Origin of the sequence: Rummeliibacillus sp. TYF-LIM-RU47 (genome assembly GCF_008638315.1) — a bacterium.
In the GTDB taxonomy this organism is placed as follows: Bacteria; Bacillota; Bacilli; order Bacillales_A; family Planococcaceae; genus Rummeliibacillus; species Rummeliibacillus stabekisii.
This window is the reverse complement of sequence record NZ_VVIR01000001.1, coordinates 2121553-2145452: the sequence shown is the minus strand read 5'-3', so window position 1 is coordinate 2145452 and position 23900 is coordinate 2121553. Positions and strand designations below refer to the sequence as shown.

The 23900-nt window shown below is 39.0% G+C and carries 24 protein-coding genes; 20 read left to right on the top strand and 4 right to left on the bottom strand.

What is annotated here, in order from left to right:
* Window positions 1-28 precede the first annotated feature (28 nt).
* The 8 genes from F0527_RS10795 (at window position 29) to F0527_RS10760 (ending at window position 6586) form a co-directional block, all read left to right on the top strand.
* A complete protein-coding gene (locus F0527_RS10795; protein WP_066788894.1) occupies window positions 29-235 on the top strand; it encodes an alpha/beta-type small acid-soluble spore protein in 207 nt (68 codons plus the stop codon).
* A gap of 100 nt (window positions 236-335) precedes the next feature.
* Window positions 336-551, top strand: coding sequence for an alpha/beta-type small acid-soluble spore protein (locus F0527_RS10790; protein WP_150284815.1), 216 nt, complete (start codon window positions 336-338; stop codon window positions 549-551).
* 118 nt (window positions 552-669) lie between these two features.
* Window positions 670-2250, top strand: a complete 1581-nt coding sequence (mbcS, locus tag F0527_RS10785) for an acyl-CoA synthetase MbcS (RefSeq protein ID WP_150284814.1) — start codon at window positions 670-672, stop codon at window positions 2248-2250.
* Window positions 2251-2320: 70 nt separating this feature from the next.
* Window positions 2321-3232 (top strand): EamA family transporter RarD, encoded by a 912-nt coding sequence (gene rarD / locus F0527_RS10780; protein WP_150284813.1) that lies wholly within the window; start codon window positions 2321-2323, stop codon window positions 3230-3232.
* 66 nt (window positions 3233-3298) lie between these two features.
* Complete coding sequence (sppA, locus tag F0527_RS10775; protein WP_150284812.1) at window positions 3299-4309, top strand: signal peptide peptidase SppA; 1011 nt, start codon at window positions 3299-3301, stop codon at window positions 4307-4309.
* A gap of 13 nt (window positions 4310-4322) precedes the next feature.
* Window positions 4323-4859 (top strand): RDD family protein, encoded by a 537-nt coding sequence (locus F0527_RS10770; protein ID WP_066788879.1) that lies wholly within the window; start codon window positions 4323-4325, stop codon window positions 4857-4859.
* Window positions 4860-5080: 221 nt separating this feature from the next.
* Window positions 5081-5587: a thiol peroxidase gene (gene tpx, locus F0527_RS10765; RefSeq protein ID WP_147196000.1), complete on the top strand. Its 507-nt coding sequence runs from the start codon at window positions 5081-5083 to the stop codon at window positions 5585-5587.
* 63 nt (window positions 5588-5650) lie between these two features.
* The gene (locus tag F0527_RS10760) at window positions 5651-6586 is read left to right on the top strand and encodes a class I SAM-dependent methyltransferase (protein WP_150284811.1); all 936 of its coding nucleotides are present in this window, start codon (window positions 5651-5653) and stop codon (window positions 6584-6586) included.
* Window positions 6587-6636: 50 nt separating this feature from the next.
* Here F0527_RS10760 and F0527_RS10755 read toward each other — a convergent pair whose 3' ends face one another.
* The gene (locus F0527_RS10755; protein ID WP_066788870.1) at window positions 6637-7095 is read right to left on the bottom strand and encodes a universal stress protein; all 459 of its coding nucleotides are present in this window, start codon (window positions 7093-7095) and stop codon (window positions 6637-6639) included.
* A 231-nt stretch (window positions 7096-7326) separates the two neighbouring features.
* On the opposite strand from F0527_RS10755, the gene ald reads away from it, so the two are divergent.
* The gene (ald, locus tag F0527_RS10750; protein ID WP_066788867.1) at window positions 7327-8439 is read left to right on the top strand and encodes an alanine dehydrogenase; all 1113 of its coding nucleotides are present in this window, start codon (window positions 7327-7329) and stop codon (window positions 8437-8439) included.
* A gap of 110 nt (window positions 8440-8549) precedes the next feature.
* On the opposite strand, the gene F0527_RS10745 is transcribed toward ald, so the two are convergent.
* A complete protein-coding gene (locus F0527_RS10745) occupies window positions 8550-9647 on the bottom strand; it encodes a M24 family metallopeptidase (protein WP_150284810.1) in 1098 nt (365 codons plus the stop codon).
* A gap of 148 nt (window positions 9648-9795) precedes the next feature.
* Between F0527_RS10745 and F0527_RS10740 the strand changes: the two genes are divergently transcribed.
* A complete protein-coding gene (locus F0527_RS10740) occupies window positions 9796-10476 on the top strand; it encodes a metal-dependent hydrolase (protein ID WP_150284809.1) in 681 nt (226 codons plus the stop codon).
* Between the two features lie 65 nt (window positions 10477-10541).
* On the top strand, window positions 10542-11852 hold the full coding sequence (locus F0527_RS10735; protein WP_150284808.1) for a DRTGG domain-containing protein: 1311 nt from the start codon (window positions 10542-10544) through the stop codon (window positions 11850-11852).
* Between the two features lie 87 nt (window positions 11853-11939).
* Here the strand turns inward: F0527_RS10735 and F0527_RS10730 are convergent, their stop codons facing one another.
* A complete protein-coding gene (locus F0527_RS10730) occupies window positions 11940-12257 on the bottom strand; it encodes a YtpI family protein (protein ID WP_223823560.1) in 318 nt (105 codons plus the stop codon).
* 178 nt (window positions 12258-12435) lie between these two features.
* Here F0527_RS10730 and F0527_RS10725 point away from each other — a divergent pair, with 178 nt between their 5' ends.
* The 9 genes from F0527_RS10725 to F0527_RS10685 all read left to right on the top strand — a co-directional run bounded on the left by F0527_RS10725 (window position 12436) and on the right by F0527_RS10685 (window position 22922).
* The gene (locus F0527_RS10725) at window positions 12436-13377 is read left to right on the top strand and encodes a DHH family phosphoesterase (protein ID WP_150284807.1); all 942 of its coding nucleotides are present in this window, start codon (window positions 12436-12438) and stop codon (window positions 13375-13377) included.
* A gap of 20 nt (window positions 13378-13397) precedes the next feature.
* Complete coding sequence (gene dnaE / locus F0527_RS10720; protein ID WP_150284806.1) at window positions 13398-16484, top strand: DNA polymerase III subunit alpha; 3087 nt, start codon at window positions 13398-13400, stop codon at window positions 16482-16484.
* Between the two features lie 70 nt (window positions 16485-16554).
* On the top strand, window positions 16555-16917 hold the full coding sequence (locus tag F0527_RS10715; protein ID WP_150284805.1) for a VOC family protein: 363 nt from the start codon (window positions 16555-16557) through the stop codon (window positions 16915-16917).
* A gap of 210 nt (window positions 16918-17127) precedes the next feature.
* Window positions 17128-17775, top strand: a complete 648-nt coding sequence (locus F0527_RS10710) for a FadR/GntR family transcriptional regulator (RefSeq protein WP_150284804.1) — start codon at window positions 17128-17130, stop codon at window positions 17773-17775.
* A 1-nt stretch (window position 17776) separates the two neighbouring features.
* Window positions 17777-18634: an acetyl-CoA carboxylase, carboxyltransferase subunit beta gene (gene accD, locus F0527_RS10705; RefSeq protein ID WP_150284803.1), complete on the top strand. Its 858-nt coding sequence runs from the start codon at window positions 17777-17779 to the stop codon at window positions 18632-18634.
* On the top strand, window positions 18634-19590 hold the full coding sequence (gene accA / locus F0527_RS10700) for an acetyl-CoA carboxylase carboxyl transferase subunit alpha (RefSeq protein ID WP_150284802.1): 957 nt from the start codon (window positions 18634-18636) through the stop codon (window positions 19588-19590). Before accD ends, accA begins: the two co-directional genes overlap by 1 nt.
* A 138-nt stretch (window positions 19591-19728) precedes the next feature.
* On the top strand, window positions 19729-20688 hold the full coding sequence (gene pfkA / locus F0527_RS10695) for a 6-phosphofructokinase (RefSeq protein WP_066788838.1): 960 nt from the start codon (window positions 19729-19731) through the stop codon (window positions 20686-20688).
* Window positions 20689-20706: 18 nt separating this feature from the next.
* The gene (pyk, locus tag F0527_RS10690) at window positions 20707-22467 is read left to right on the top strand and encodes a pyruvate kinase (RefSeq protein WP_150284801.1); all 1761 of its coding nucleotides are present in this window, start codon (window positions 20707-20709) and stop codon (window positions 22465-22467) included.
* Window positions 22468-22532: 65 nt separating this feature from the next.
* Complete coding sequence (locus tag F0527_RS10685; RefSeq protein ID WP_190323439.1) at window positions 22533-22922, top strand: FxsA family protein; 390 nt, start codon at window positions 22533-22535, stop codon at window positions 22920-22922.
* On the opposite strand, the gene F0527_RS10680 is transcribed toward F0527_RS10685, so the two are convergent.
* A complete protein-coding gene (locus F0527_RS10680) occupies window positions 22903-23892 on the bottom strand; it encodes an AI-2E family transporter (RefSeq protein WP_150284798.1) in 990 nt (329 codons plus the stop codon). The genes F0527_RS10685 and F0527_RS10680 overlap by 20 nt on opposite strands.
* Window positions 23893-23900: the final 8 nt, after the last annotated feature.

Sequence of the window (23900 nt, the reverse complement as noted above, 5' to 3'; positions counted from 1 at the left end):
ATTCTATATGCACAAGGAGGTGAACAACATGTCAAACAACAACTCAGGTTCAAGACAATTAGAAGTACGCGGCGCTCGTCAAGCGATTGACCAAATGAAATATGAAATCGCTCAAGAGTTCGGTGTAAACCTTGGTGCAGAAGCATCTTCTCGTGCAAACGGTTCAGTAGGCGGAGAGATTACTAAACGCTTAGTAGCAATGGCTGAACAACAAATGAACGGTTTACAAAAATAAGTTGGGTCATACCTTAGCATACCCAATTTTCACAAAGGATAGGATTTGAAATAAGCTTTATTATAAGTTTATTCACTTCATCAAAAGGGAGGTTAACAACATGTCAAACAACAATTCAGGTTCAAGACAATTAGAAGTACGCGGTGCTCGCCAAGCGATCGACCAAATGAAATACGAAATCGCACAAGAATTCGGTGTAAACCTTGGGGCAGAAGCATCAGCGCGTGCTAACGGATCCGTTGGCGGAGAAATTACTAAGCGTTTAGTTGCGATGGCTGAACAACAAATGAACGGTTTTTCTAACAACCAACAATAATTGAATATAGAGAAAAAGCTGAGGAAGAAGTATTTCTTCCTTGGCTTTTTTTATGGCTAAAATTGGACAGTATTCTGAAAATTCTATATAATATTTCAACAAAGGAGAGTGATTTTCAATGAAACGAGAGGAATTAATTGCACCTGAAGTATATAATTTGGTCAAAGAAATAGAGAAATATGCAGCGGAACCTACGAAAACGGCTTTACGCTTTGAAAACGAGCATGGAAGTACAGATACCATCACATATAAGGCATTAATCCAGAAGGCAAATCAAATGGCAAACGTATTTACGAGCCATGGTTTGCAAAAAGGCGATGTTGTTCTTATTATGGTACCGCGTTTAATTGACGCTTATATTACATATATCGCAGCATTAAAAGCAGGTCTTGTTGTGATACCAAGTTCTGAAATGTTAAGGGCGAAAGAGATTGACTATCGTCTAGCACATAGCGGAGCCAAAGCTGTTATTGCTTATGAACCTTTTATAGAACAATTTGAACAGGTAGAGAATCTTCAGGACGTCCAACAGTATGTGATTGGCCAAGCCTCGGCACCATGGATTAAACTGATTCAAGAAACAGAACAAGCGTCAGATGTGTATGAAATGGCTGATACGAAAAGCAGCGATATGGCATTTCTTTCTTACACCAGTGGTACAACTGGTAATCCAAAGGGTGTTGTGCATACGCATGGATGGGCATATGCCCATTTAAAAACAGCAGCTGCACATTGGCTTGGTATTCAAGAGGGAGATTTAGTATGGGCAACAGCAAGCCCTGGCTGGCAAAAGTGGATTTGGAGTCCCTTCCTGTCAGTACTGGGAAGCGGAGCAACTGGTCTTGTTTATAATGGCCGCTTCCAGCCGGAAAAATATTTATCACTTCTCGAAAAATACAAGGTTCAAGTATTGTGCTGTACACCTACTGAATACAGACTGATGGCAAAGGTAGACAATCTTGATGCATATGATTTAACGACATTGCGAAGCGCAGTTTCCGCCGGCGAACCGCTAAATCAAGAAGTGATTAATCTCTTTAAAAAACATTTCGATTTAGATGTAAGGGATGGCTACGGACAAACCGAAAATACATTATTGATTGGCAATTTGAAGGATGAACCATTTAAACCAGGTTCTATGGGCAAACCTACACCGGGCAATCTTGTAGAAGTGATTGATGATGAAGGTATTCCATGTCCAGCTGGTGTAGTGGGCGATATAGCTGTCCATCGATCAACTCCAGCATTGTTTAAAGAATATTTGAATGATCCAGAAAGAACGACAAGACAGTTCAGAGGAGATTACTATGTTACAGGAGATCGTGCTAGAAAAGATGAAGACGGATACTTTTTCTTTGAAGGTAGGAACGATGACATCATTATTAGTTCAGGGTATACAATTGGTCCATTTGAAGTGGAAGATGCTCTCGTAAAGCATCCGTTAGTTCAAGAATGCGCAGTAGTTGCGAGTCCTGACGAGGTACGCGGCAGCATAGTAAAGGCCTTTGTTGTATTGAAGGAGCACTCAAAAGCTTCAGACGAATTAGTGAAAGAGCTTCAAAATCATGCAAAGAAACTGACAGCACCTTATAAATATCCGCGTGAGATACAATTTGTTGAGGAACTTCCTAAAACGACATCCGGAAAAATAAGACGAATAGAGTTACGAGAACACGAGAATAGAAAACTGCATTCTTAAGTTATTGAAAAGACTACTTATTATTGGTAGTCTTTTAATTATGGCTAGAAGCCAAAAGGAGGCGAGTAGGATGGAAAATGAAAAAAAGGGGATAGTTGCATCAGTCTTTGCGTATATATTGTGGGGACTATTTCCTCTTTATTGGAAAGTGATTCAGCATGTTACAAGTGGTGAAATATTGGCTAGCCGCGTGATTTGGTCATTTATACTTACACTTATTTTTGTCCTGCTGATTAAGCAAGGAAAAGTATTAGTTAAAGATTTTCGGGAATTATGGCAAAATCAAAAAGCATTTTGGAGTTTATGTTTGGCAGCTTATTTAGTATCGGCAAACTGGTTTATTTACATATGGGCAGTAAATCATGATCATATTATCCAGACAAGCTTAGGTTATTATATGAATCCGATCTTTTCTATTTTGCTTGGCATTATTTTCTTGAAAGAACGAATGACGAAAGCACAGGTACTAGCGCTACTAATGGCGGCTATTGGCGTTATTATTTTAATTGCATCTTATGGGCAGATTCCATGGATATCCATTGGTTTAGCTTTAAGTTTTGGGTTTTATGGATTATTGAAAAAGCAAATCGCTTTGGATGCAACAAGAGGGCTTGTCATTGAAACAATGTTTATCTTCCCGGTAGCGATTATCTATTATTTCTATCTTTATTTCCAGGGAAATATGTCGTTTCTTCATGTCGATATGAAAACAAATGTGTTTTTAATAGGAACAGGTATTGTAACAGCTCTACCGCTTGTTTTATTCGCAGTAGGGGCACAAAATATCCCTTTATATTTAGTGGGCTTTATACAATATATTGCACCAACCATGACGTTAATTCTAGGCGTATTTCTTTATCATGAATCATTTGGCCACACAGAATTAATTTCATTCTCATTTATTTGGTTAGCCTTAATTATCTTTTCGGTTTCGACCATCTTGGAAATGAGAAAAACATACAGACTTTCACACAAGTCATGAAAATGATGAAACATTTAACGGTTTGTCTCGTATGTTTATAATGCAGGGTGAAAAGGAGGGTCATAAATGACAGTAAAAAGATGGGTGGCGCTTGGCATAGCGATTGCACTATTTGCCATGTCTGCCTTTGTAAGTATTGCTTTATCATTTGCTAAAATGGACTTCAAAAAAGGGTTAGAATCTGTTGCTGATCTAGATAGTACATATGATTATAATGTGTTAAAAAGTGGAAATCCATCGAAGCAAATTGCAGTCCTTACTGTGAATGGAACGATACAAGACACTGGTGAGAGCACTTCTATTTTCAGTAGTGAAACATATAATCACCAGTATTTTATGGATCAGCTAGAAGATATCAAAAAGAATAAGAGTGTTAAAGGTGTGTTGCTTAAAGTAAATTCGCCTGGTGGAGGTACGAATGAATCTAAACAAATTTATGACAAAATAAAGGAAATAAAAAAAGAAAGAAACATTCCTATTTATGTTTCAATGGGTTCAATGGCCGCTTCAGGCGGTTACTACATCTCTGCACCAGCAGATGTCATTTATGCTGATGAAGAAACATTAACTGGTTCCATTGGTGTCATTATGCAAGGGATGGATTATAGTAAATTAGCGAAAAAATTAGGGATTGAATTTAATACAATTAAGACAGGTCCGTATAAAGATATAATGAACGGTTCGCGTGAAATGACACCTGCAGAAAAGAAATTGCTTCAAAATATGGTGAATGATTCTTACGGACGTTTTGTTAAAGTAGTAGCAGATGGACGCGGCATGTCTGAAAAAGAAGTTAGATCTATTGCTGATGGACGCATTATGAATGGTTCTCAAGCGGTGAAAGCAGGCTTAGTGGATCGTTTAGGTTATAGTGAGGATGCATTAAAAGCGCTGATGAAAGATAACAAACTTCAAGGAGCAGAGGTATTTGAATATAGTACTGACGAAGGTTGGGGATCCATTTTCTCTGCGAAGTTAAGCAGTAAACTTATGCCTTCTGCTGAAAAAGAAGCAATTAGCAAAATGTTGTCTACTAGCAGCGCGCCAAGAATGATGTACTTATACGGTGAAGAATAAAGGGGGCGTTGAAATGTCAGAGACACTAAATGAATCTGCAACAAGTTTAAGCCCACTCGAAATAAAGAAAGTACCAGAGTACCATTTAAAGGCAGCAGGTTTTTGGACTCGTTTTTGGGCTTATTTGATTGATTTGGTCGTGATCAGTTCGTTTACAGCCTTAACTATCGGCCCACTTTTTGATTTGATGGGCTGGGATGATGCACGAATTCTTTATCTATCTCCCTACAAATTTGCTGCAGCCATTCTGTTTTATGGTTATTTTGTTTTAATGACGAAGTGGCGAGCTCAAACACTCGGAAAGATGGTTTTCGGTATTAAGGTAGTAAGTGACAAAGGAATCCCATTAACATGGGGTACTATACTTTTTAGAGAATGGATAGGGCGCTTTATATCTGTAAAGATTTTAATTTTATATATTGTGGCCGCATTTACGCCGAAGCATAAAGCTGTCCATGATTATATTGCAGATACTGCTGTCGTTCATGAGAAAAGCTATGAAAAGGTAGAAAAAACGATTGCAATAGAGCAGAGTGCGCATACAGTTTAATTACCGTGACTGAATTTGCGTTAATAAGATAGATTCCCCATACTCAAAAATTGAGAAGCAAAGAATTTTTGGGTTTGGGGATAATAGTATGTAAAATCGTGAGAGTTCTTAATCTCAGTGGGAGTAACAGAAAACATACTGAGTCAAGTTTCATGATAAGAGTCTTCCTAGTTGCAACAAGCTAAAAGATTCAAGTAATATTAAGTCAAGGAGGCGTTGAAATGGTACAAGTAACATTTAAAAATAATCCCGTAACATTAGTAGGTCCAGAAATTAAAGTTGGTGACAAGGCACCTGAGTTCACTGCATTATCTACTGACATGCAAGAAAAACATTTATCAGACTTCGCAGGCAAGAAAGTTTTAATCAGTGTGGTTCCATCATTAGATACAGGTGTTTGCGATGCTCAAACTAGACGTTTCAATGAAGAGGCAACAGGCTTAGGTGAAGACGTTGTGGTTCTAACAATTTCTTGTGACCTTCCTTTTGCACAAAAACGTTGGTGCGGTGCAAACGGTATAGAAAATATTTATACTTTATCAGATCATCGCGATTTGTCATTTGGTGATGCATATGGCGTACATATGCAAGAGTTGCGTTTGCTAGCACGTTCTATTTTCGTAGTTGACCAAGATGGAAAAGTGGCATATGTAGAATATGTGCCTGAAGGAACAGACCATCCTGATTACGACCATGCAATTGATGCTATCAAATCACTTAGCAAATAAGTAAATTTCTAGCTGGAGACCCACTCTATCGTCGAGTGGGTTTCCGTTTTGAAGGAGAGCATTATGGAAACTATTGAAGTCCTTTTTTCATTTATAGATAAAGAAACAGAAAAACATGCAGAATCAGATCAATCAACCTATCTAGATGGTTTATTAATAACGTTAAACAGATGGCTAGATGCTGAAATAAAGCCTGAAGTTGAACCAACAAAAGAAGAAATTCGTAAAGCTATCCAGTTGGCGATTCTTAAAGGAATGAGACAAAGCTCTCAACCGAATCATCAGATGACGCCTGATTCGCTTGGCCTTTTGGTAGGTTACTTTGTGGAACAGTTTTTCGAGAAAGAAATCAAAGAAGATCACCAAATTACAATGCTTGATCCAGCGATCGGCACAGCGAATTTGCTGATGACGGTTATGAATCTCTTAGGTGATAAGATTGAGGGATTCGGTATTGAAATTGATGAGCTTTTAATTCAAATTGCGGCATCATCTGCAGAGTTAGAGGGGCAGCCATTGTCGTTATATCTACAAGATGCTCTTGAAAACTTGATGATTGATCCAGTAGATGCTGTTATTTGTGATTTGCCAGTAGGCTATTATCCAAACGAAGAAATAGCTAAGCAATATGATGTAAAAGCTGACGAAGGAATGACATATGCCCATCATTTGTTCATTGAGCAATCGTTGAGATATACAAAAGATGGCGGATATTTATTCTTCTTGGTGCCTGATCATCTATTCGAATCAGAGCAATCACAGCTTTTAAATAAGATGATTGCTAAAACTGCTTGGATACAGGCAGTTGTCCAACTGCCGGATACTTTGTTCTCAAGTAAAGCACATGCAAAAAGTTTATTTGTTTTGCAAAAGAAAATGGATGGCGGAAAAGCCGTCAAAGAAGTGTTGCTTGCAAAAGTGCCAAATATGAAAAACATGCAAGCATTAGAGCTGTTCTTCGCTAAAGTGCGCAAATGGAAAAAAGAAAACAAAGCATAATCAAAAAGATAAAAGCCTGCAGAGCAACTAAATGCTCTGCAGGCTTTTTATTATTTGCTTTCTTCTACTGAATCTGTGCGTACCACAAGCACATCACATTTTGCAGATCGTACAATGCTTTCAGATACACTACCGATTAAAAATCGTTCAACTGTATTGAGCCCTGTAGCACCGCAAATAATTAAATCTGCATTTACTTTTTTAGATACATCTCTAGTAATAATTGTTTTAGGTGAACCGTATTCGATTAAGATATTGACATTTTTTATGCCAGCAGCTTCCGCTTCTTTCTTGTAGCCAGCTAATAGCTCATCCGCGAATCCTTGCGCGCGTTCTTGAATGGAACGGTCATACGCTTCGATGGCTGCAAATGAACGTGTATCAATAATATTGACTAAATAAAGTGAAGACTCATTACGATTAGCTACTGCAACGGCCTTTTTGAATGCATACTCCGCTTCTTTTGAACCATCTACTGCCACAATAATGTTTTTATAATCTAATGCCATATTCGATTCCTCCTTTTTATAAATCTAGTATACCACCATTTCCCATCAAATTACGTTCACTTTTTTACATATTTAAGAAGATTATAAAAAGTAGTGAACGAGCCGCTATTATTAATATTCAAAATTATTGACAAAAATAGAAGAATATTTGTTACAATAGACATGTTATTATGTGAACATTCAAATACATAACAAACAATGATCACTTTTTTATATTTAGGAGGATGGGATATGAAAATCGGTGTTCCAAAGGAAATTAAAAACAACGAAAACCGTGTAGCAATGACGCCAGCAGGTGTTGTGAATTTAACAATGCATGGTCACGAAGTTTTTATTGAGACGAATGCAGGTCTAGGCTCTGGCTTTACAGACGAAGACTACAAAGCTGCAGGTGCTCATATTGTAGAGACTGCTGCTGAAGCATGGAAACAAGAAATGGTGATGAAAGTAAAAGAACCGATCTCTTCTGAATTCGGTTATTTCTATGAAGGACAAATTCTCTTTACTTACCTACATTTAGCTCCTGAGCCAGAATTGACTCAAGCATTACTAGATAATAAAGTGGTTGCGATTGCTTATGAAACAGTTCAATTACCAAATCGCAGTTTACCGCTATTATCGCCGATGAGCGAAGTAGCTGGACGTATGGCAACACAAATTGGGGCGCAATATTTAGAAAAACAAGAAGGCGGCAAAGGTATTTTACTTGGCGGTGTACCAGGGGTTACTCGCGGTAAAGTAACAATTATTGGTGGCGGTATGGCTGGAGCAAATGCAGCGAAAATCGCTATCGGCATGGGCGCAGAAGTAACAGTTATTGATCTAAGCCCTGAACGTCTTCGCCAGTTAGATGATCAATTTGGCACAGATGTACAAACATTAATGTCAAATCCGTACAACATTGCAGAGTCTGTAAAAAATTCTGATTTAGTTATTGGCGCTGTACTAATTCCTGGTGCAAAAGCTCCTAAACTGGTAACAGAAGAGATGATCAAATCAATGTCTCCTGGTTCTGTTGTTGTGGATATTGCAATTGACCAAGGCGGTATTTTTGAAACTTCTGACCGTATCACAACACATGATGAGCCAACTTACATCAAGCATGGCGTTGTACACTACGCAGTTGCGAATATGCCTGGTGCAGTTCCACGTACTTCAACTATGGCCCTAACAAACAATACAGTGCCATTTGCACTTGAAATTGCAAACAAAGGCTATAGCCGCGCATGCCTTACAAATGAAGCGTTGAAAAAAGGGGTTAATACTCTTGATGGAAATGTAACATTTGAGGCAGTAGCAGAAGCATTAAACTATCCATATGTATCTGTTGATTCATTATTATAAGTAGATAGATTAAAGGCAAACCAACTTACAGGTTTGCCTTTTTTCGAGTTTCATGAGATTTACACAAAAAAGAAGGATGAGTTGTGTTCATCCTTCTTTCATAGTAATCATTATTTTGGTTGAATGATTTGCAATTCTTTCGGGAAGCTTGTAAGCACTTCTACGCCGTTTTCTGTCACATATACATCATCTTCAATGCGTACGCCAGCCGTGTCGTTTTTATAAATTCCTGGTTCAATGGTAAAGACCATACCTTCTTGCATCGCCATTTCATTCGCGCCATGCACAGAAGGGAATTCATGCACTGAAATGCCAAGACCATGTCCTAGACGGTGTGTAAAATACTCGCCGAATCCAGCATCTTCAATTACTTTACGTGATGCATGATCAAGTTCTTTAGCGAGTACACCTGGCTTAACCAGTTCAATTGCTGCTTCATTTGCTCTTTTCACTGTTTCATAAACTTCTTTTTGGGCATCTGAGATTTCGCCGAATGCAACGGTTCTTGTAATATCTGAACAATAGCCTTCATAAACAACGCCTAAATCAAAAAGTACAAGATCGCCTTTTTGGACTTTTTGAGTTCCTGGTGTCCCATGCGGAGAAGCTGCATTTAATCCTGTCAGAACCATTGTGTCAAATGACATATAAACGCCTTTTGCCTTCATTGCTGCTTCAATGGCAGATAGTATTTCGATTTCAGTTTTGCCTTCAGCTATTTCATTGCAACCAACTTCAATCGCATAATCCGCTAATTTTGCTGCTTCACGCAATTTTTCCAATTCGTCCTCAGATTTAGTGAGGCGCATTTGGTTTAGTTGTTCATCTAGACCAACATATTTTGTGTCGTTAAAGAAATGTTGAAGAGCTTCTAAACGTTCTACTGTTAAGTGTGATTTTTCAATTGCAAGTGTGTTTAATGGGACGTTTCGGGTATTAGTAGTATGGTGGAAGATTTCCCATGCGTTTTCTGTATCCTCATGGCCTACAGCTTCAAACGCCCACCCAGCAGCTTTTGCATCAGGCACTTCCATTTTAGGGCAAATCATAAATGGTTCTGCTTCTTTAAAAATCATGATACCCAACAAGCGTTCATGTGGGTCACTACGGAAACCTGATAGGTAAAAGACATTGTCTGGCGTAGTAATGAATGCCGCGTCAATATTTTTTTCTTGTAAGTATTGTTGAATCAGCTGCACTTTATTCATAAAAAAATCCTCCCTTTAGAGACTAGAGACTTTGAGTGTTATTTATTGAGTATAAATACTCTCCCTATACAGTCTATCATAAAAAGAGGGAAATGAAGTACCAAGCGAGAATACAACTATGAGAAACTTTTGAAAGGAAGATTACTTTATGAAAATTTCATTCCATGGACATTCGATTGTTAAAATTCAAACCAACAACCATACTATTTTAATTGACCCTTTTATCACTGGAAATAGCCAAACCGATTTAAATGTAGATGATCAAAATCCGGATGTCATTTTACTGACTCACGGACATAATGACCATGTAGGAGATACAGTTGAAATTGCTAAAAAATCCAATGCGCTTGTGGTAGCTCCGAATGAATTAGCAGATTATCTGTCATGGCAAGGATTAGAAACACATCCAATGCATATTGGCGGAGCACGTCAATTTGATTTTGGTAAGGTCAAGCTTACTCAAGCATTCCATGGCTCATCTTATGTAACAGAGGACAAGCAAATTATTTATACAGGTATGCCTGCGGGGCTCCTTTTATTTATCGAAGGAAAGACAATTTACCATGCAGGTGATACAGCTTTATTCAGTGATATGAAATTAATCGGAGAGATGCATCCGATTGATATAGCATTTTTACCGATTGGAGATAATTTCACAATGGGGCCTGAAGATGCTGCAAAAGCTGTCGAATTTTTAAATCCAAAAGAAGTTGTGCCTATTCATTACAATACTTTCCCTGTAATTGAACAGGATCCACAGGCTTTTTCTAACATGGTAGGCAATGGTTCTGTAAGAATTATGAATGCCGGCGATCAATTTGAATTGTAACTATAACAGTTTGAAGTAAATATGGTACACTTAAGCCAAGAGACCGTTTAGAAATAGGTGATTTTTTGGCTACAAAACATGAAAAAATACTCCAATATATTGAATCATTGCCAGTGGGCGATAAAATTTCAGTCCGCCAAATCGCAAAAGAAATGTCTGTTAGCGAGGGTACTGCCTATCGGGCGATTAAAGAAGCTGAGTCAAGGCGTCTTGTCAGTACGATTGAACGTGTGGGCACCATCAGGATTGAGAAAAAGAAAAAAGAAAATATTGAGCGGCTTACATTTGCCGAGATTGTCAATATTGTGGATGGACAAGTATTAGGCGGCATTAACGGTTTGCATAAAACCCTTACGAAGTTTGTGATTGGCGCCATGAAACTGGAAGATATGATGCGCTATACAGAAGCAGGGAGCTTGCTTATCGTCGGCAACCGGGCGCGTACGCATGAGATGGCTCTTAAAGAAGGAGCTGCTGTCCTCATTACAGGTGGTTTTGATACCACTGATGAAGTGAAAAAACTGGCAGACCAGCTTGAGCTTCCTCTCATTTCAACAAGCTATGACACATTTACAGTTGCAGCGATGATTAACCGAGCCATTTATGACCAGTTAATCAAGAAAGAAATTTTATTAATTGAGGATATCGTGATTCCGTTAAAAAGAACATCCTACTTGAAGACAACAGATACAGTAAGAGAATATAACTTATTGAATGCTGAAACTACTCATGGCGGATTCCCTGTAATTGATAAGCATGGCAAAATTGTAGGTATTGTAACATCACGTGATTTGATTGGTAAACATGAAAGTGATCATATCGATCGATTAATGACCCGAAATCCAATTACAGTATCATTAAAAACGAGTGTAGCAACAGCTGGCCATCAGATGATTTGGGAAGGGATTGATTTGCTTCCTGTAGCAGATGAACATGGCATTTTGCAGGGGGTTGTAAGCAGACAGGATGTCTTGAAAGCACTGCAAATGGCACAAAGGCAACCACAGCACGGAGAGACGATTGATGATTTGGTGAAGAAGGAAATGGAGATGGACGTGTCAAACGACGAGATGGTGATCAAATTTAACGTGACACCTCAAATGACCAATCAATTTGGCGCGATTTCATACGGAGCTTTTACTACATTAATCGTCGAATCGGGTTCCTTCGCACTCAAAAAAGTTAAACGTGGTGAAAGTGTAATGGAGAATATCTCGATTTACTTTATTAAACCGATCCAAATCGAGTCAACAATTACAGTAAAACCACGAATTTTAGACATGAGCCGCAAATTCGCTAAGATGGACTTTGAGGTTTATAGTGAAGACTTGCTTGTCGGCAAGGCTTTAGCTACTTTCCAATTGCTTGAGCGATAAGGGATAATCCACATGTGGGTGAAAATATAGCGAAACGTATAGACGTAATCGGTTAAAGAAGTGAAAAAAGTGATGCACAGCTGTGCATCACTTTTTGTTCAATTTTTCTTCTTCAGCGATATATTGACCATAATGGCGTACTCGTTTGCTGTAGCTTATGAAAACAAAGAAGCCAAATACAATCAAAATAGCGCAAATCACATATGTAAGTACTGTATGATAAAGGATGATTTGGTTTATGCCAAACAAGACTAACAATACTCCAAGCGATACACCTGCACGGCCTGCATACCACTTTTTGCGAATCGGTAAGTTTGTTCGGAATTGTTTTGTTTTGAAATATAGGTAAAATACAACCGTTATCACGACTAATAATGCTAAAATAATATTTACTATATTACTCATCGTGTTCCTCCTAAATGCAAAGCTATCTTTATTCTACTGATATTGTGTAGAAAAAGATAGTAGAAAGTAGGAGACGAGAGTTTGTAATTAAATGTGCAGACAGATAATTAATAGATTAGCGAAGAAAGCACAATTCAATTATTGGAGCTTCATTTATCGTTTAAAGGAGACAAAAAATATGAAAAAAGAGATTATCGATACAATTGCTGAGTACGACACGATTATAATTCACCGACATGTTCGTCCAGATGCAGATGCATACGGCTCACAGTTAGGGTTAAAAGCTATTTTACAAGCAACTTATCCAGAGAAAACAATCTACGCGGTAGGAGAGCACGACCATGTCTTTAGTTACTTAGGTTTGCCGGATGAAGTATCGGATGAGGCCTATAACAAAGCTTTAGTCATTTGCACAGATACAGCCAACACGGAACGAGTTGATGATCAACGTTATCATACCGGTGACTTTTTAATAAAGATAGACCACCATCCCAATGATGATCAATATGGCGACCTACTATGGGTGAACACTGCTGCTAGTTCAGCGAGTGAAATGATTTATGAATTGTATAAGGAAGGTAGCGAAACAGCCGGCTGGAAGATGGACCAAAACGGTGCCAGGTTATTATTCGCAGGTATCGTGGGGGACACCGGACGTTTTATTTATCCAAGTACAACAGAAACTACCTTCAAAGTAGTGGGTGACCTCATCTCCTATGGTTTTGATCGGACTGAGCTTTTTAATAGTATGTATGAATTGGATCCTAATCTGTTACAACTACAAGGGTATATTTATCAAAATTTCGCAATGGATGAAACAGGCGCGGCTTATATAAAATTGTCAAAACAGCTACTAGAAGAATATGGCGTGAGCGCAAGCGACACTTCAGCATTAGTGAGCACGCTTGGCGATATTAAAGGAATTAAAGCATGGGCCATGTTTGTAGAGGAAGATAGCCAGATACGTGTTCGATTACGTTCTAAGGGTCCTATCATCAATGAATTGGCTAAAAAATACCGTGGTGGAGGTCATCCTATGGCATCTGGTGCCACAATCTATCAGTGGTCAGAGGCTGACGAAGTGATTCAACAACTAAAAACACTTTGCCATAAGGATTAAAAAGAAAGGTAGAGATGATAATGCAGCCTGTCTATTCACAAATCGTTACAGCGGCTGATATGCTCAAAAGTACCATACGCATCGATGAACTCCTTGCATTTTTAAAAAGGGAAGGGGCCAAGGCAGCAGCGATTACTGATTCTAAATTATATGGTCTATTGCCTTTTTGGCGAGCATTCAAGCAAAGTTCAATACACCCTGTCATTGGCTTAACGGTACAAGTTGAGTTCTCCGCTGGTATATGCAGGCCGCTTGTACTGTATGCCCAAAATAACGAAGGATATCATCACCTATTGAAAATCAGTTCGTCGACATCATTGCGAGAAAACGAAGCATTGCCGCTGCGATGGCTGCATGGGTATCGGACAGGTTGCATTGCTTTGCTTCCTATTAATGATGAGAATTGGCAACAGGAAAAGGTATTTGAGGATATCGAGCAAATTGCGGAAATCTTTGATGCAGAGCACTTTGCTATTGGCATAGACCGACCAGGTGGAATTAAATCGCCTAGGGAAGACCAAATAGTTCACTATTGTACAGAACGTGCTATTACGATTTGCGCCACTCATTTGAGCACTTTTCTACAAGAAGATCATGCTGATGCATTTCAAGTGGCCAGGGCGATCGCATCAGGAACCAAAATGGCAGATCAGGAAAAACTGACATTACGAGAAAGACAGCAATATATACCTACTTCAGTTAATTGGAAAGAGTGGTTCCATGACAAAGAAGAGTGGTTAAAGGCAGCAGAAACTTTGCTTCTTTCTTGTCAGGTAGAACTAGATTACAAGAAAAGCTATATGCCCAAATTCCCTACACCTGATGGAGTAGATGCAACTGATCTTTTGAAGGATAAATGTCTAACTGGATTATGCGAAAGAGTTCCGAATGCAAACGAAAATTATCATAGCCGCCTACAATATGAATTAAGTATTATCACCAAAATGGGGTTTGCAGATTACTTTTTGATTGTAGCTGATTATATTGAATACGCAAGGAGCAAAAATATATTGACAGGACCCGGCCGGGGATCTTCAGCCAGTTCATTAGTGGCGTATACAATGCGTATTACAGATGTCGACCCATTGCAATATGGCTTGCTTTTTGAACGATTTCTAAACCCAGAACGTATTACACTTCCTGATATAGATGTCGACTTCGCCGATTATCGTAGAGAAGAAGTCATTCATTATGTAGCAGAGAAGTATGGGGCAAACTATACATCGCAAATTATTACATTTGGAACATTATCTGCGAAGGCAGTCGCAAGGGATGTAGCGAGAGTATTCGGCTTTAATACTGAAGAACTATCTTATATATCCTCACTCTTGCCAAATAGGCCTGGGCTGTCATTGCAAGAAGCGTGGCAGCAATCAGATGTACTCAGAAACCATGTCAATTCTAGCGATCTGCATAAGAAATGGTTTCAAATAGCTCTTCAATTGGAAGGTTTACCGCGAAATGCATCAACACATGCGGCGGGCGTTGTGCTATCACCAGAGCCGCTTGTCAACATTGTCCCGATAGAAAAAGGCAATGAAGGGCTCTATTTAACTCAATGGCCGATGGGAGATGTAGAATCTGTCGGATTATTAAAGATGGACTTTTTAGGACTTCGCAATTTAACAATCTTAGAGAGAATACGCTCTATGATTTTATATAATGAAGAACGCTTTTTACAGTTTGAGAAAATTCCATTACATGATTCGAAAACCTTTGAATTACTGAAAAATGGTGATACCAATGGTATTTTTCAATTAGAATCAGAAGGAATGAAGCAAGCCCTTAAAGAGATTAAGCCAACTTCCTTCAATGATATTGTTGCCGTGAATGCTTTATATCGACCCGGCCCTATGGAATTTATTCCTGTCTATAGTAAAAGGAAGCATGGGCTAGAAAAAGTTGAAATGCTGCACCCTGTGCTAGAGCCGATCTTAGGTGAAACATATGGTGTCATCGTCTATCAAGAGCAAATATTGCAAATTGCCTCCCGTATGGCCGGATTCTCGATGGGAGAAGCTGATCTCTTACGCCGAGCTGTAAGTAAAAAAAAGAAGGAATTGCTAGATTCAGAACAAGAACACTTTGTATCAAGTAGTATTGAACAAGGGTTTGACAGAAAAGTAGCAGAGGAAGTTTATCAGCTCATTGTCAAATTTGCTAATTATGGATTTCCAAAGAGCCATGCGGTAGCGTATAGTATGATCTCATATCAAATGGCATATTTGAAAGCTCATTTTCCGGCCTATTTTTATGCAGCCATGCTCACATCTGCTATGGGTAATCAAGAACGATTCAATAAAATTCTGAAAGAGGCGAAGCAAAAAGGCATTGCTATTCTATCACCTTCCATCAATCGTAGTGGACGTTCATTTTACGTACAGAATGGATCCATTCGCTATGCTCTCTCAGCTATTAAAGGCGTTCCACATCCATTTTTAAACAAGCTAATAGAGCTGAGAAGAAATGGTCATGGAAATTGGCAGGATATATTTGATTTAGCTTTAGACTTAACAGCTGTCCATTTTAATCGTAAAACCGTAGAGCCACTTATTAAAGCTGGAGCGCTAGATGAATTCGGCAAGGATCGTGCTGTACTGTTGGCTACGATTGATGCGGCTGTGAAGCATGCGGAATTGTATCGACCAGATCAAGAAACAACATTATTAGATGATGACTCCTTCTTCTTTGGAAAGCCAAAGCACGCTAATGCGAGCCCAATTCCAGAAAAATTAAAGCTCCAGTACGAAAAAGAAGTGCTCGGTACATATATATCGATGCACCCGATTCAAAAGGTGAAGCAGGCTCAACATTTGGTAACACCAGCTTTTGATAACCTAAAAGGGCTAATAGGAAGACATTTTGTGAAAGTGGTTGGTTTAGTAACAGAGATAAAGCAAATTCGGACGAAAAAGGGCGAATTGATGGCTTTTGTACAACTAGAAGACGAGACGGGTATCCTTTCACTTACCGTATTCCCGAAAGAATATCTTCAGGCAATCGAATGGCTAAAGGAAGAACAGATTATAATGGCAGAGGGCAACTTGGAGCAAAGAAAAGGGCAGGTTCAGGTAATCTATAAAAAAGGGACCGTCCTTTCATCGTAAAAAAGAGGATATTGAGTTGATTAAAAAGAATACCCCCTAGAGAAGGAAAAAATTTGCTGGAGGGATTTTTATGATACTCGGATTGCACCACGCTCAAATTACGATACCTAAAGGAACTGAAGATCAAGGGAGAGAATTTTATTGTGGCATTCTCGGATTGTCAGAAAGGGAAAAGCCTGAATCACTGAAGGGTAGAGGTGGTTTTTGGTTGGAAGTCGGAGATCGAGAAGTCCATGTTGGAATAGAAGAAGGCTTTGACCGATTAACAACAAAAGCCCATCTGGCCTATCAAGTGAAGAATCTATCAAGCTGGAAAGAAAAATTAGAGCAGAACGGAATTCAGATTATTGAGGGCGTTCCAATTCCTGGTTTCAACCGTTTTGAGTTCAGAGATCCATTCGGAAATAGAGTTGAAATGATTGAGGTGCTTTAGTTTGTCAGCCTATCTTTTTAACTCTTTTACAAACTTTGCTGTAAAACCAAAAATCACTATGAAATCATAGAGAATTTGTCTAAACTGTGTGACTATCGCACAGTTTTTTTCTATAGCACTTTACTAAAATATATATTTTTTGCTATCATTATAAACAAAAGTGGTCTGACCACATTTTTCGACAATTTATTTATAGTAGGGAGATATAGCATGAGCGCTGAAAAGCCTGCTACAAAAATGTTTATCCAAATTGTGCGGGAATTACGAGGGATTATTCAAGATGAAGAAATTCCACCCGGGGGCAAAATTCCATCAGAACGAGTGCTGGCTGAACGTTTAAATGTTGGGCGTTCATCCATAAGAGAAGCGCTCCGTAGCCTAGAATTGCTGGGTTTAATTGAGACGCGCAGAGGTGGAGGGACCTTTGTAGCTGATTTTAATAATCATCAATTAGTCGAAGTATTAGCTATGTTTATACTGCAAGAAGAAAAAGATATTAGAAACGTACAAGCGGCAAGGATGATTATTGAGCGTGATGCCATTCGAATAGTGGCTGAGGATGAGGTGCTCAGAAATCTGCCGGTTTGGGAAAGTCTATTAACAAATGTGATTATAAATGGAAAGATTGAGCGTGAAGACGTCATGAGAGAAATTATGATTGCATCACAAAATAGGCTTGTCTTAAAAATTTGGATTCTCTTAAAACAATACAGTAATGAACCCTATAAAAATCAATCAACGGCCGAAGAACAGCCGATAATTAAAATGTTTTTGAGTGAACTGATGCTAGGCCATACACAAAAAGCGATTGTGGCTTTTGAAGAATGGGCAGCGCTACTACATAAAGGGAGAGAATGATATGAGTATTCGCGATATATTTAAGAAAAATAAACCTAATCGAAAAACGATGACAAGCAAGGGACAGCATGATGTACCTGAAGGAATTGTGACAAAATGTCCTGAATGCAATCATGTTATGCTGACAAAAGATTTGCAAAAAAATCAAAAAGTATGTCCGAATTGCCAATATCATCACAAATTAACTTCCCAAGAACGTATAGAGGATTTCTTGGACGAATGCACTTTCGAATCATTTGATGATCATTTGCAAACAGTCAATCCGTTAAACTTCCCCGGGTATGTTGAAAAAGTGAAATCTGATATGAAAAAGACAGGCTTAAATGAAGCTGTTTTAACGGGCACAGGCATGTTAGAAGGAAATAAAGTGGTTGTCGCTGTGATGGACTCTTTCTTCCGCATGGGGTCTATGGGATCTGTAGTCGGTGAAAAAATCACAAGAGCGATTGAAAAGGCGACAGAGCTTGGTGTACCATTTATTATCTTCACAGCTAGCGGCGGTGCGAGAATGCAAGAAGGTGTAATATCGCTCATGCAAATGGCTAAAACTAGCGTTGCATTAGAACGTCACGGAGCAAAGGGTAATTTGTTTATTTCCATCATGACTCACCCTACAACAGGGGGAGTATCTGCCAGCTTTGCATCCCTTGGCGATATTAACTTGGCGGAACCACAAGCGCTGATTGGTTTTGCAGGGCGCCGAGTAATCGAACAAACTGTAAGGGAAAAATTGCCGAATGATTTCCAAACAGCGGAATTCTTATTGGCACATGGCCAATTAGATGCTGTTGTCCCTCGCTCTGATATGCGTAAAACGGTCGGCACTTTAGTGAAATTGCACGTGAAGGAGGCAGTATAATGGTAAAAACATTACCTTTTGAAGAACCACTTGTTCAATTGAAAACAAAAATTACTGAGTTGAAGGAATATACTTCTGACGCAGAAGTAGATTTAACAAAAGAAATTACACAATTAGAAGAACGATTCACTAATCTTGAAAAAGATATATATCATAATTTAAAACCGTGGGATCGTGTGCAAATAGCGCGCCATCCTGAACGTCCGACAACACTTGATTATGTGAAGGTTTTATTTGACGATTTTATCGAACTTCACGGTGACCGTAATTTTGGTGATGACGAAGCAATCGTAGGGGGAGTCGCTTCATTTGAAGGAACACCAATCACGATTATTGGCCATCAACGCGGGAAAGATACAAAAGAAAACATTCGTCGCAATTTTGGTATGCCTCATCCCGAAGGTTACCGAAAAGCGTTACGCTTAATGAAGCAAGCTGAGAAATTTAAACGACCTATCATTTGCTTCATTGATACAAAAGGAGCTTATCCCGGAAAAGCAGCAGAAGAACGCGGACAAAGTGAAGCGATTGCTCGGAATTTATTAGAAATGGCAGGATTGAAGGTGCCGATTATTAGTGTTGTTATCGGTGAAGGAGGAAGCGGCGGTGCACTTGCTTTAGGTGTTGCAAACCATGTGCATATGCTGGAAAACTCCACTTACTCTGTTATTTCGCCTGAAGGTGCCGCTTCTATACTGTGGAAAGATGCAACGTTAGCTCAAAAAGCGGCAGAAGCGATGCGTATTACGGCTCCAAATTTAAAAGAAGAAGAAATAATTGAAGAAATTGTTCCAGAAGTTTTAGGAGGAGCACATAAGGATATAGATACACAAGCATCTTATTTGAAAGAAGTTCTTTCTAAATCATTGAGTGAGTTGAAAACACTAGATGAAGAACAATTAATCGACCAACGCTACAACAAATTTAGGACAATTGGTGTTTTTTCCGAAGAATAGTACAAAAAGACGTCTGACAAGTGCAATTAATGGTATATTATAAAGTAAAAGGCTGTTTTAAACGAAGAAAAGTCGTTTGAATCAGCCTATTTCTTTCATTCTATAGGATCAATCCTATCAGCAGGAGGATTTATACAAATGAAAAAAATTGGTGTGTTAACAAGCGGTGGAGATGCGCCTGGTATGAATGCAGCTGTTCGGGCAGTTGTCAGAAAAGCAATTTTTCACGGCATGGAAGTCGCGGGCATTTATCACGGCTATCAAGGATTAATCAATGGTAATATTGAAAATCTAGACGTAGGTGATGTAGGTGATATCATCCAGCGGGGTGGCACGATGCTACATTCTGCCAGATGTCTAGAATTTAAAACAGAAGAAGGGCAAAGAAAAGCAATCAGCCAGCTTAAAGAGCATGGCATCGAGGGCTTAGTCGTTATCGGCGGAGATGGTTCTTATCGAGGAGCCTTGGCTTTGAGCAAATTAGGTTTCCCTAGCGTAGGTGTACCAGGAACGATTGATAATGATATTCCTGGCACTGATTACACCATCGGTTTTGATACAGCTTTAAATACCATTATTGAAAGCATAGACAAAATCAGGGATACTGCAACTTCCCATGAGCGCTCGTTCATTATTGAAGTAATGGGACGCGATGCAGGTGACTTAGCATTATGGGCTGGCCTTGCTGGCGGTGCTGAAACTATCCTTATTCCAGAAGTTCCATCAGATATTGATGGACTTGTCAGACGCTTAGAGCAAGGATATGAACGTGGCAAAAAACATAGTATTATTATCGTCGCAGAAGGTGTTATGTCTGCAGGCGAGTTAGCTACACTATTAAAAGAAAAAGCGGATATAGAAACAAGAGTATCAGTATTGGGGCATATTCAACGCGGTGGTTCGCCGACGGGTCGCGATCGTGTATTAGCTAGCCAACTCGGTGCAAAGGCAGTGGAAGTTTTAATGGAAGACCGAGGCGGAGTGGCAATTGGCATTCGTAACCATCAGGTGGTAGACTATGAATTGAGTGAAGCGTTTAATAAAGCACATAAAGCAGAATTATCTATGTATACCCTTTCGCAAGAACTATCGATCTAAAATTGGAGTGGTACTATAATGAGAAAAACTAAAATTGTTTGTACGATTGGACCAGCTAGTGAATCAAAAGAAACACTGATTGCCTTAATAGAGGCTGGAATGAATGTGGCTCGATTAAACTTTTCACACGGAAGTCATGAAGAACATGGAGCGCGAATTAAAACGATCCGTGAAGCAGCTCAAGCAACGGGCAAAGTAGTAGCAATCTTGCTTGATACTAAAGGACCTGAAATACGTACACATAATATGGAGAATGGTGCTATTGAGCTTACTGCAGGCCAAACGATTGATATCTCTATGTCTGAAGTGCTTGGCACTGAAAAAATGTTCTCAATTACGTACGAAAAATTAATTGAAGATGTGAAAGAAGGTTCTGTCATTCTACTTGATGATGGATTAATTGAACTTCAAGTGACAGGCATAGATAATGAGGCAGGGATTATCCATACGCTTGTCGTGAACGCAGGTGTACTTAAAAATAAAAAAGGCGTGAATGTTCCAGGCGTTTCTGTTCAATTGCCAGGAATTACAGAAAAAGATGCCGAAGATATCTTATTTGGTATTCAGCAAAATGTAGACTTTATCGCAGCTTCTTTTGTACGTCGACCATCAGATGTAATGGAAATTCGCCATTTGCTAGAGGAAAACGAAGGCAGCCATATCCATATCATCCCTAAAATCGAAAACCAAGAAGGCGTTGATAACATTGATGAGATTATCCAAGTCTCTGACGGCTTAATGGTGGCTCGCGGTGACTTAGGTGTAGAAATACCAGCAGAAGAAGTACCTGTTGTCCAAAAAAGTTTGATTTCTAAATGTAATTGTGCTGGCAAACCGGTTATCACAGCTACTCAAATGTTGGATTCTATGCAACGCAATCCACGTCCAACACGTGCAGAAGCAAGTGATGTAGCCAACGCTATACTTGATGGTACAGATGCTATCATGCTTTCAGGAGAAACAGCAGCAGGCCTATATCCTGTAGAAGCTGTTAAAACGATGGACAAAATTGCCCACCGAATTGAGGAAACATTAGACCACCAACGTTTCGTTAATGAGCGCAGCAAAGAAAAAGGAACAAATCTGACAGAGTCGATTAGCCAAGCAGTAGCAGATACTTCATTGAACTTGCAAGTTGCGGCCATCTTAGCACCGACTGTAAGTGGAAACACAGCTAAAATGATTGCGAAATACCGTCCAGGTGTTCCAATTATCGCTATGACGTCTTCACAAGAAGTTTGCCGCAACCTGGCTTTAGTATGGGGCGTCGTACCAGTAGTAGGACCAAAAGTTACATCAACAGATGAAGTATTGGAACAAGCAGTCCATTCTAGTCTAGAAAAAGGTTACGTAAAACATGGGGACCTAGTTGTCATTACAGCGGGTGTACCAGTAGGTGAAGCTGGTACAACCAACTTAATGAAACTGCATGTAATTGGAGATATGATTACAAAAGGGCAGGGCATCGGCAAGACTACAGCAATCGGTAAAGCACTAGTAGCACGCAATGCTGAGGAAGCATTAGCACAAGATTCGACAGATCGCATTATAGTAACAATAGGTTCTGATCGGGATATGATGCCTGCCTTAAGTAAATGTGCTGGTTTGATTACAGAAGAAGGCGGCTTAACAAGCCATGCCGCAGTAGTTGGCCTGAACTTAGGCATACCAGTTATCGTAGGTGTTAAAGATGCTACAAAAATTATTTCAGAAGGGCAAGAAGTATCAATGGATGCCGTTTCTGGGGTAATCTATTACGGTTCTTCGCGTATACTGTAGTTTTTAACAGTTGCTAAATAGCCATGACTATATTCTTGCTTCTCCAACAAAAAGAGGTGAAGGACATGAAAAAGTTTCTCCTACTATTAATCGCAATCCCGTTCATTGAACTGATTTTTGTGATGCTTTGTGGAAAGATGATTGGGCTTTTACCCACACTATTATTGATCCTTTTCACAGGGATATTAGGTGTATATATGGCGAAAACAAGAGGATTAAAAGCCTTTGAACAGCTGCAGAAGTCGATCAAAAATGGACAAGCTCCTGGTGATGCTATTATTGATGGAGTATTAACGTTGATAGGTGCTATTTTATTAGTATTGCCTGGCTTTGTTTCAGATATTTTAGGTTTATTGCTTATGCTTCCATTCGTAAGAAAAATGGCAAAACCCGGAATTTATTTTTGGCTACGTAAAAAAATGAAGAGTAAGCAAACTATCTTGATGCAAAGATAGGATGTTGCTTGAATTTAACGGCTATTAAAAGAACAAATGGACTGATGATAATGCCTGCTACTCCAAAAAGTAGTAAGCAAATGGCACTGATGATAAATGCATGGACTGAACGGATTTGCATTGTAGAAGCCCACATCATGGATTCTGCAAATTGCCTGATTAGTTGAATAGCCACATAAATCACGAGAAGTTGGATGCCTAGAGCAACTTTTCCTATAATGATGAATACGGCGCCTAAAGGAATTAGAAATAAACCTATTCCTAAAAAAGGCAGAAAGTCACAAACGGAAACTAAGAAAGCTTTACCAACAGGTTGTTCGAAACCCAGTGCATAAAAGGATATCGACAGTAACGCAAATGTTAATATAGCAAGCCGAATTTCAACACCAATGAAATAGCTGAATAACAAAGCAGCTTCTTCAAAAATCCTTTGAATAGATTCTCTAAAACGAGCAGGAATATAGACAAAAAACCATTGTCTATTCCTGCTTGTTTCATATAGGGCAAAGTAGAAAGCAATGATAAATATCGTTACTTCCACTAGATTTTGCATAATATCTTGGATGGATTGAAAAATCTTCGATAACATAACATCGATAAGAGATAGTAATTGATCTTGAATTTGAGCGATAATCCCTGATGGAATATGAATCAATGCAGACATTTCGGATAAGCGGCTTTTAAGCACAGGCAACGTATCGATTAGAACGGTTGCTATAAATAAAAAGACAGCAGCAATGCTCGCAATAATGAAAATTTCAGCCAGTAATGCTGCTAAAAAAGAGGGGACTTTCAAACGTTTATGTAAAAAATGAAGAATAGGCGATAGAAAGTATGCGAACACAATGGCGAGCGTAATTGGCAATATGGTCCAAGAAAATAGAGCTAAAAGCAGTACAAAGCCCCAAAATTTGAGCTTTGATTGCAATTTTTTATCAGAAATTTTTATAATTATTCCTCCAACTTCCACTAATTCCT

Excerpts from the sequence above, each read along its gene's own strand:
- F0527_RS10760 (WP_150284811.1), top strand. The coding sequence starts at position 5,651 with ATGGAAACTATTGAAGTCCTTTTTTCATTTATAGATAAAGAAACAGAA.
- ald (WP_066788867.1), top strand. The coding sequence starts at position 7,327 with ATGAAAATCGGTGTTCCAAAGGAAATTAAAAACAACGAAAACCGTGTA.
- accD (WP_150284803.1), top strand. The coding sequence starts at position 17,777 with ATGAGTATTCGCGATATATTTAAGAAAAATAAACCTAATCGAAAAACG.
- F0527_RS10715 (WP_150284805.1), top strand. The coding sequence starts at position 16,555 with ATGATACTCGGATTGCACCACGCTCAAATTACGATACCTAAAGGAACT.
- accA (WP_150284802.1), top strand. The coding sequence starts at position 18,634 with ATGGTAAAAACATTACCTTTTGAAGAACCACTTGTTCAATTGAAAACA.
- pfkA (WP_066788838.1), top strand. The coding sequence starts at position 19,729 with ATGAAAAAAATTGGTGTGTTAACAAGCGGTGGAGATGCGCCTGGTATG.
- F0527_RS10725 (WP_150284807.1), top strand. The coding sequence starts at position 12,436 with ATGAAAAAAGAGATTATCGATACAATTGCTGAGTACGACACGATTATA.
- F0527_RS10795 (WP_066788894.1), top strand. The coding sequence starts at position 29 with ATGTCAAACAACAACTCAGGTTCAAGACAATTAGAAGTACGCGGCGCT.
- sppA (WP_150284812.1), top strand. The coding sequence starts at position 3,299 with ATGACAGTAAAAAGATGGGTGGCGCTTGGCATAGCGATTGCACTATTT.
- rarD (WP_150284813.1), top strand. The coding sequence starts at position 2,321 with ATGGAAAATGAAAAAAAGGGGATAGTTGCATCAGTCTTTGCGTATATA.
- F0527_RS10770 (WP_066788879.1), top strand. The coding sequence starts at position 4,323 with ATGTCAGAGACACTAAATGAATCTGCAACAAGTTTAAGCCCACTCGAA.
- tpx (WP_147196000.1), top strand. The coding sequence starts at position 5,081 with ATGGTACAAGTAACATTTAAAAATAATCCCGTAACATTAGTAGGTCCA.
- F0527_RS10755 (WP_066788870.1), bottom strand. The coding sequence starts at position 7,095 with ATGGCATTAGATTATAAAAACATTATTGTGGCAGTAGATGGTTCAAAA.
- F0527_RS10790 (WP_150284815.1), top strand. The coding sequence starts at position 336 with ATGTCAAACAACAATTCAGGTTCAAGACAATTAGAAGTACGCGGTGCT.
- pyk (WP_150284801.1), top strand. The coding sequence starts at position 20,707 with ATGAGAAAAACTAAAATTGTTTGTACGATTGGACCAGCTAGTGAATCA.
- F0527_RS10685 (WP_190323439.1), top strand. The coding sequence starts at position 22,533 with ATGAAAAAGTTTCTCCTACTATTAATCGCAATCCCGTTCATTGAACTG.
- mbcS (WP_150284814.1), top strand. The coding sequence starts at position 670 with ATGAAACGAGAGGAATTAATTGCACCTGAAGTATATAATTTGGTCAAA.
- F0527_RS10710 (WP_150284804.1), top strand. The coding sequence starts at position 17,128 with ATGAGCGCTGAAAAGCCTGCTACAAAAATGTTTATCCAAATTGTGCGG.
- F0527_RS10730 (WP_223823560.1), bottom strand. The coding sequence starts at position 12,257 with ATGAGTAATATAGTAAATATTATTTTAGCATTATTAGTCGTGATAACG.
- F0527_RS10745 (WP_150284810.1), bottom strand. The coding sequence starts at position 9,647 with ATGAATAAAGTGCAGCTGATTCAACAATACTTACAAGAAAAAAATATT.
- F0527_RS10740 (WP_150284809.1), top strand. The coding sequence starts at position 9,796 with ATGAAAATTTCATTCCATGGACATTCGATTGTTAAAATTCAAACCAAC.
- dnaE (WP_150284806.1), top strand. The coding sequence starts at position 13,398 with ATGCAGCCTGTCTATTCACAAATCGTTACAGCGGCTGATATGCTCAAA.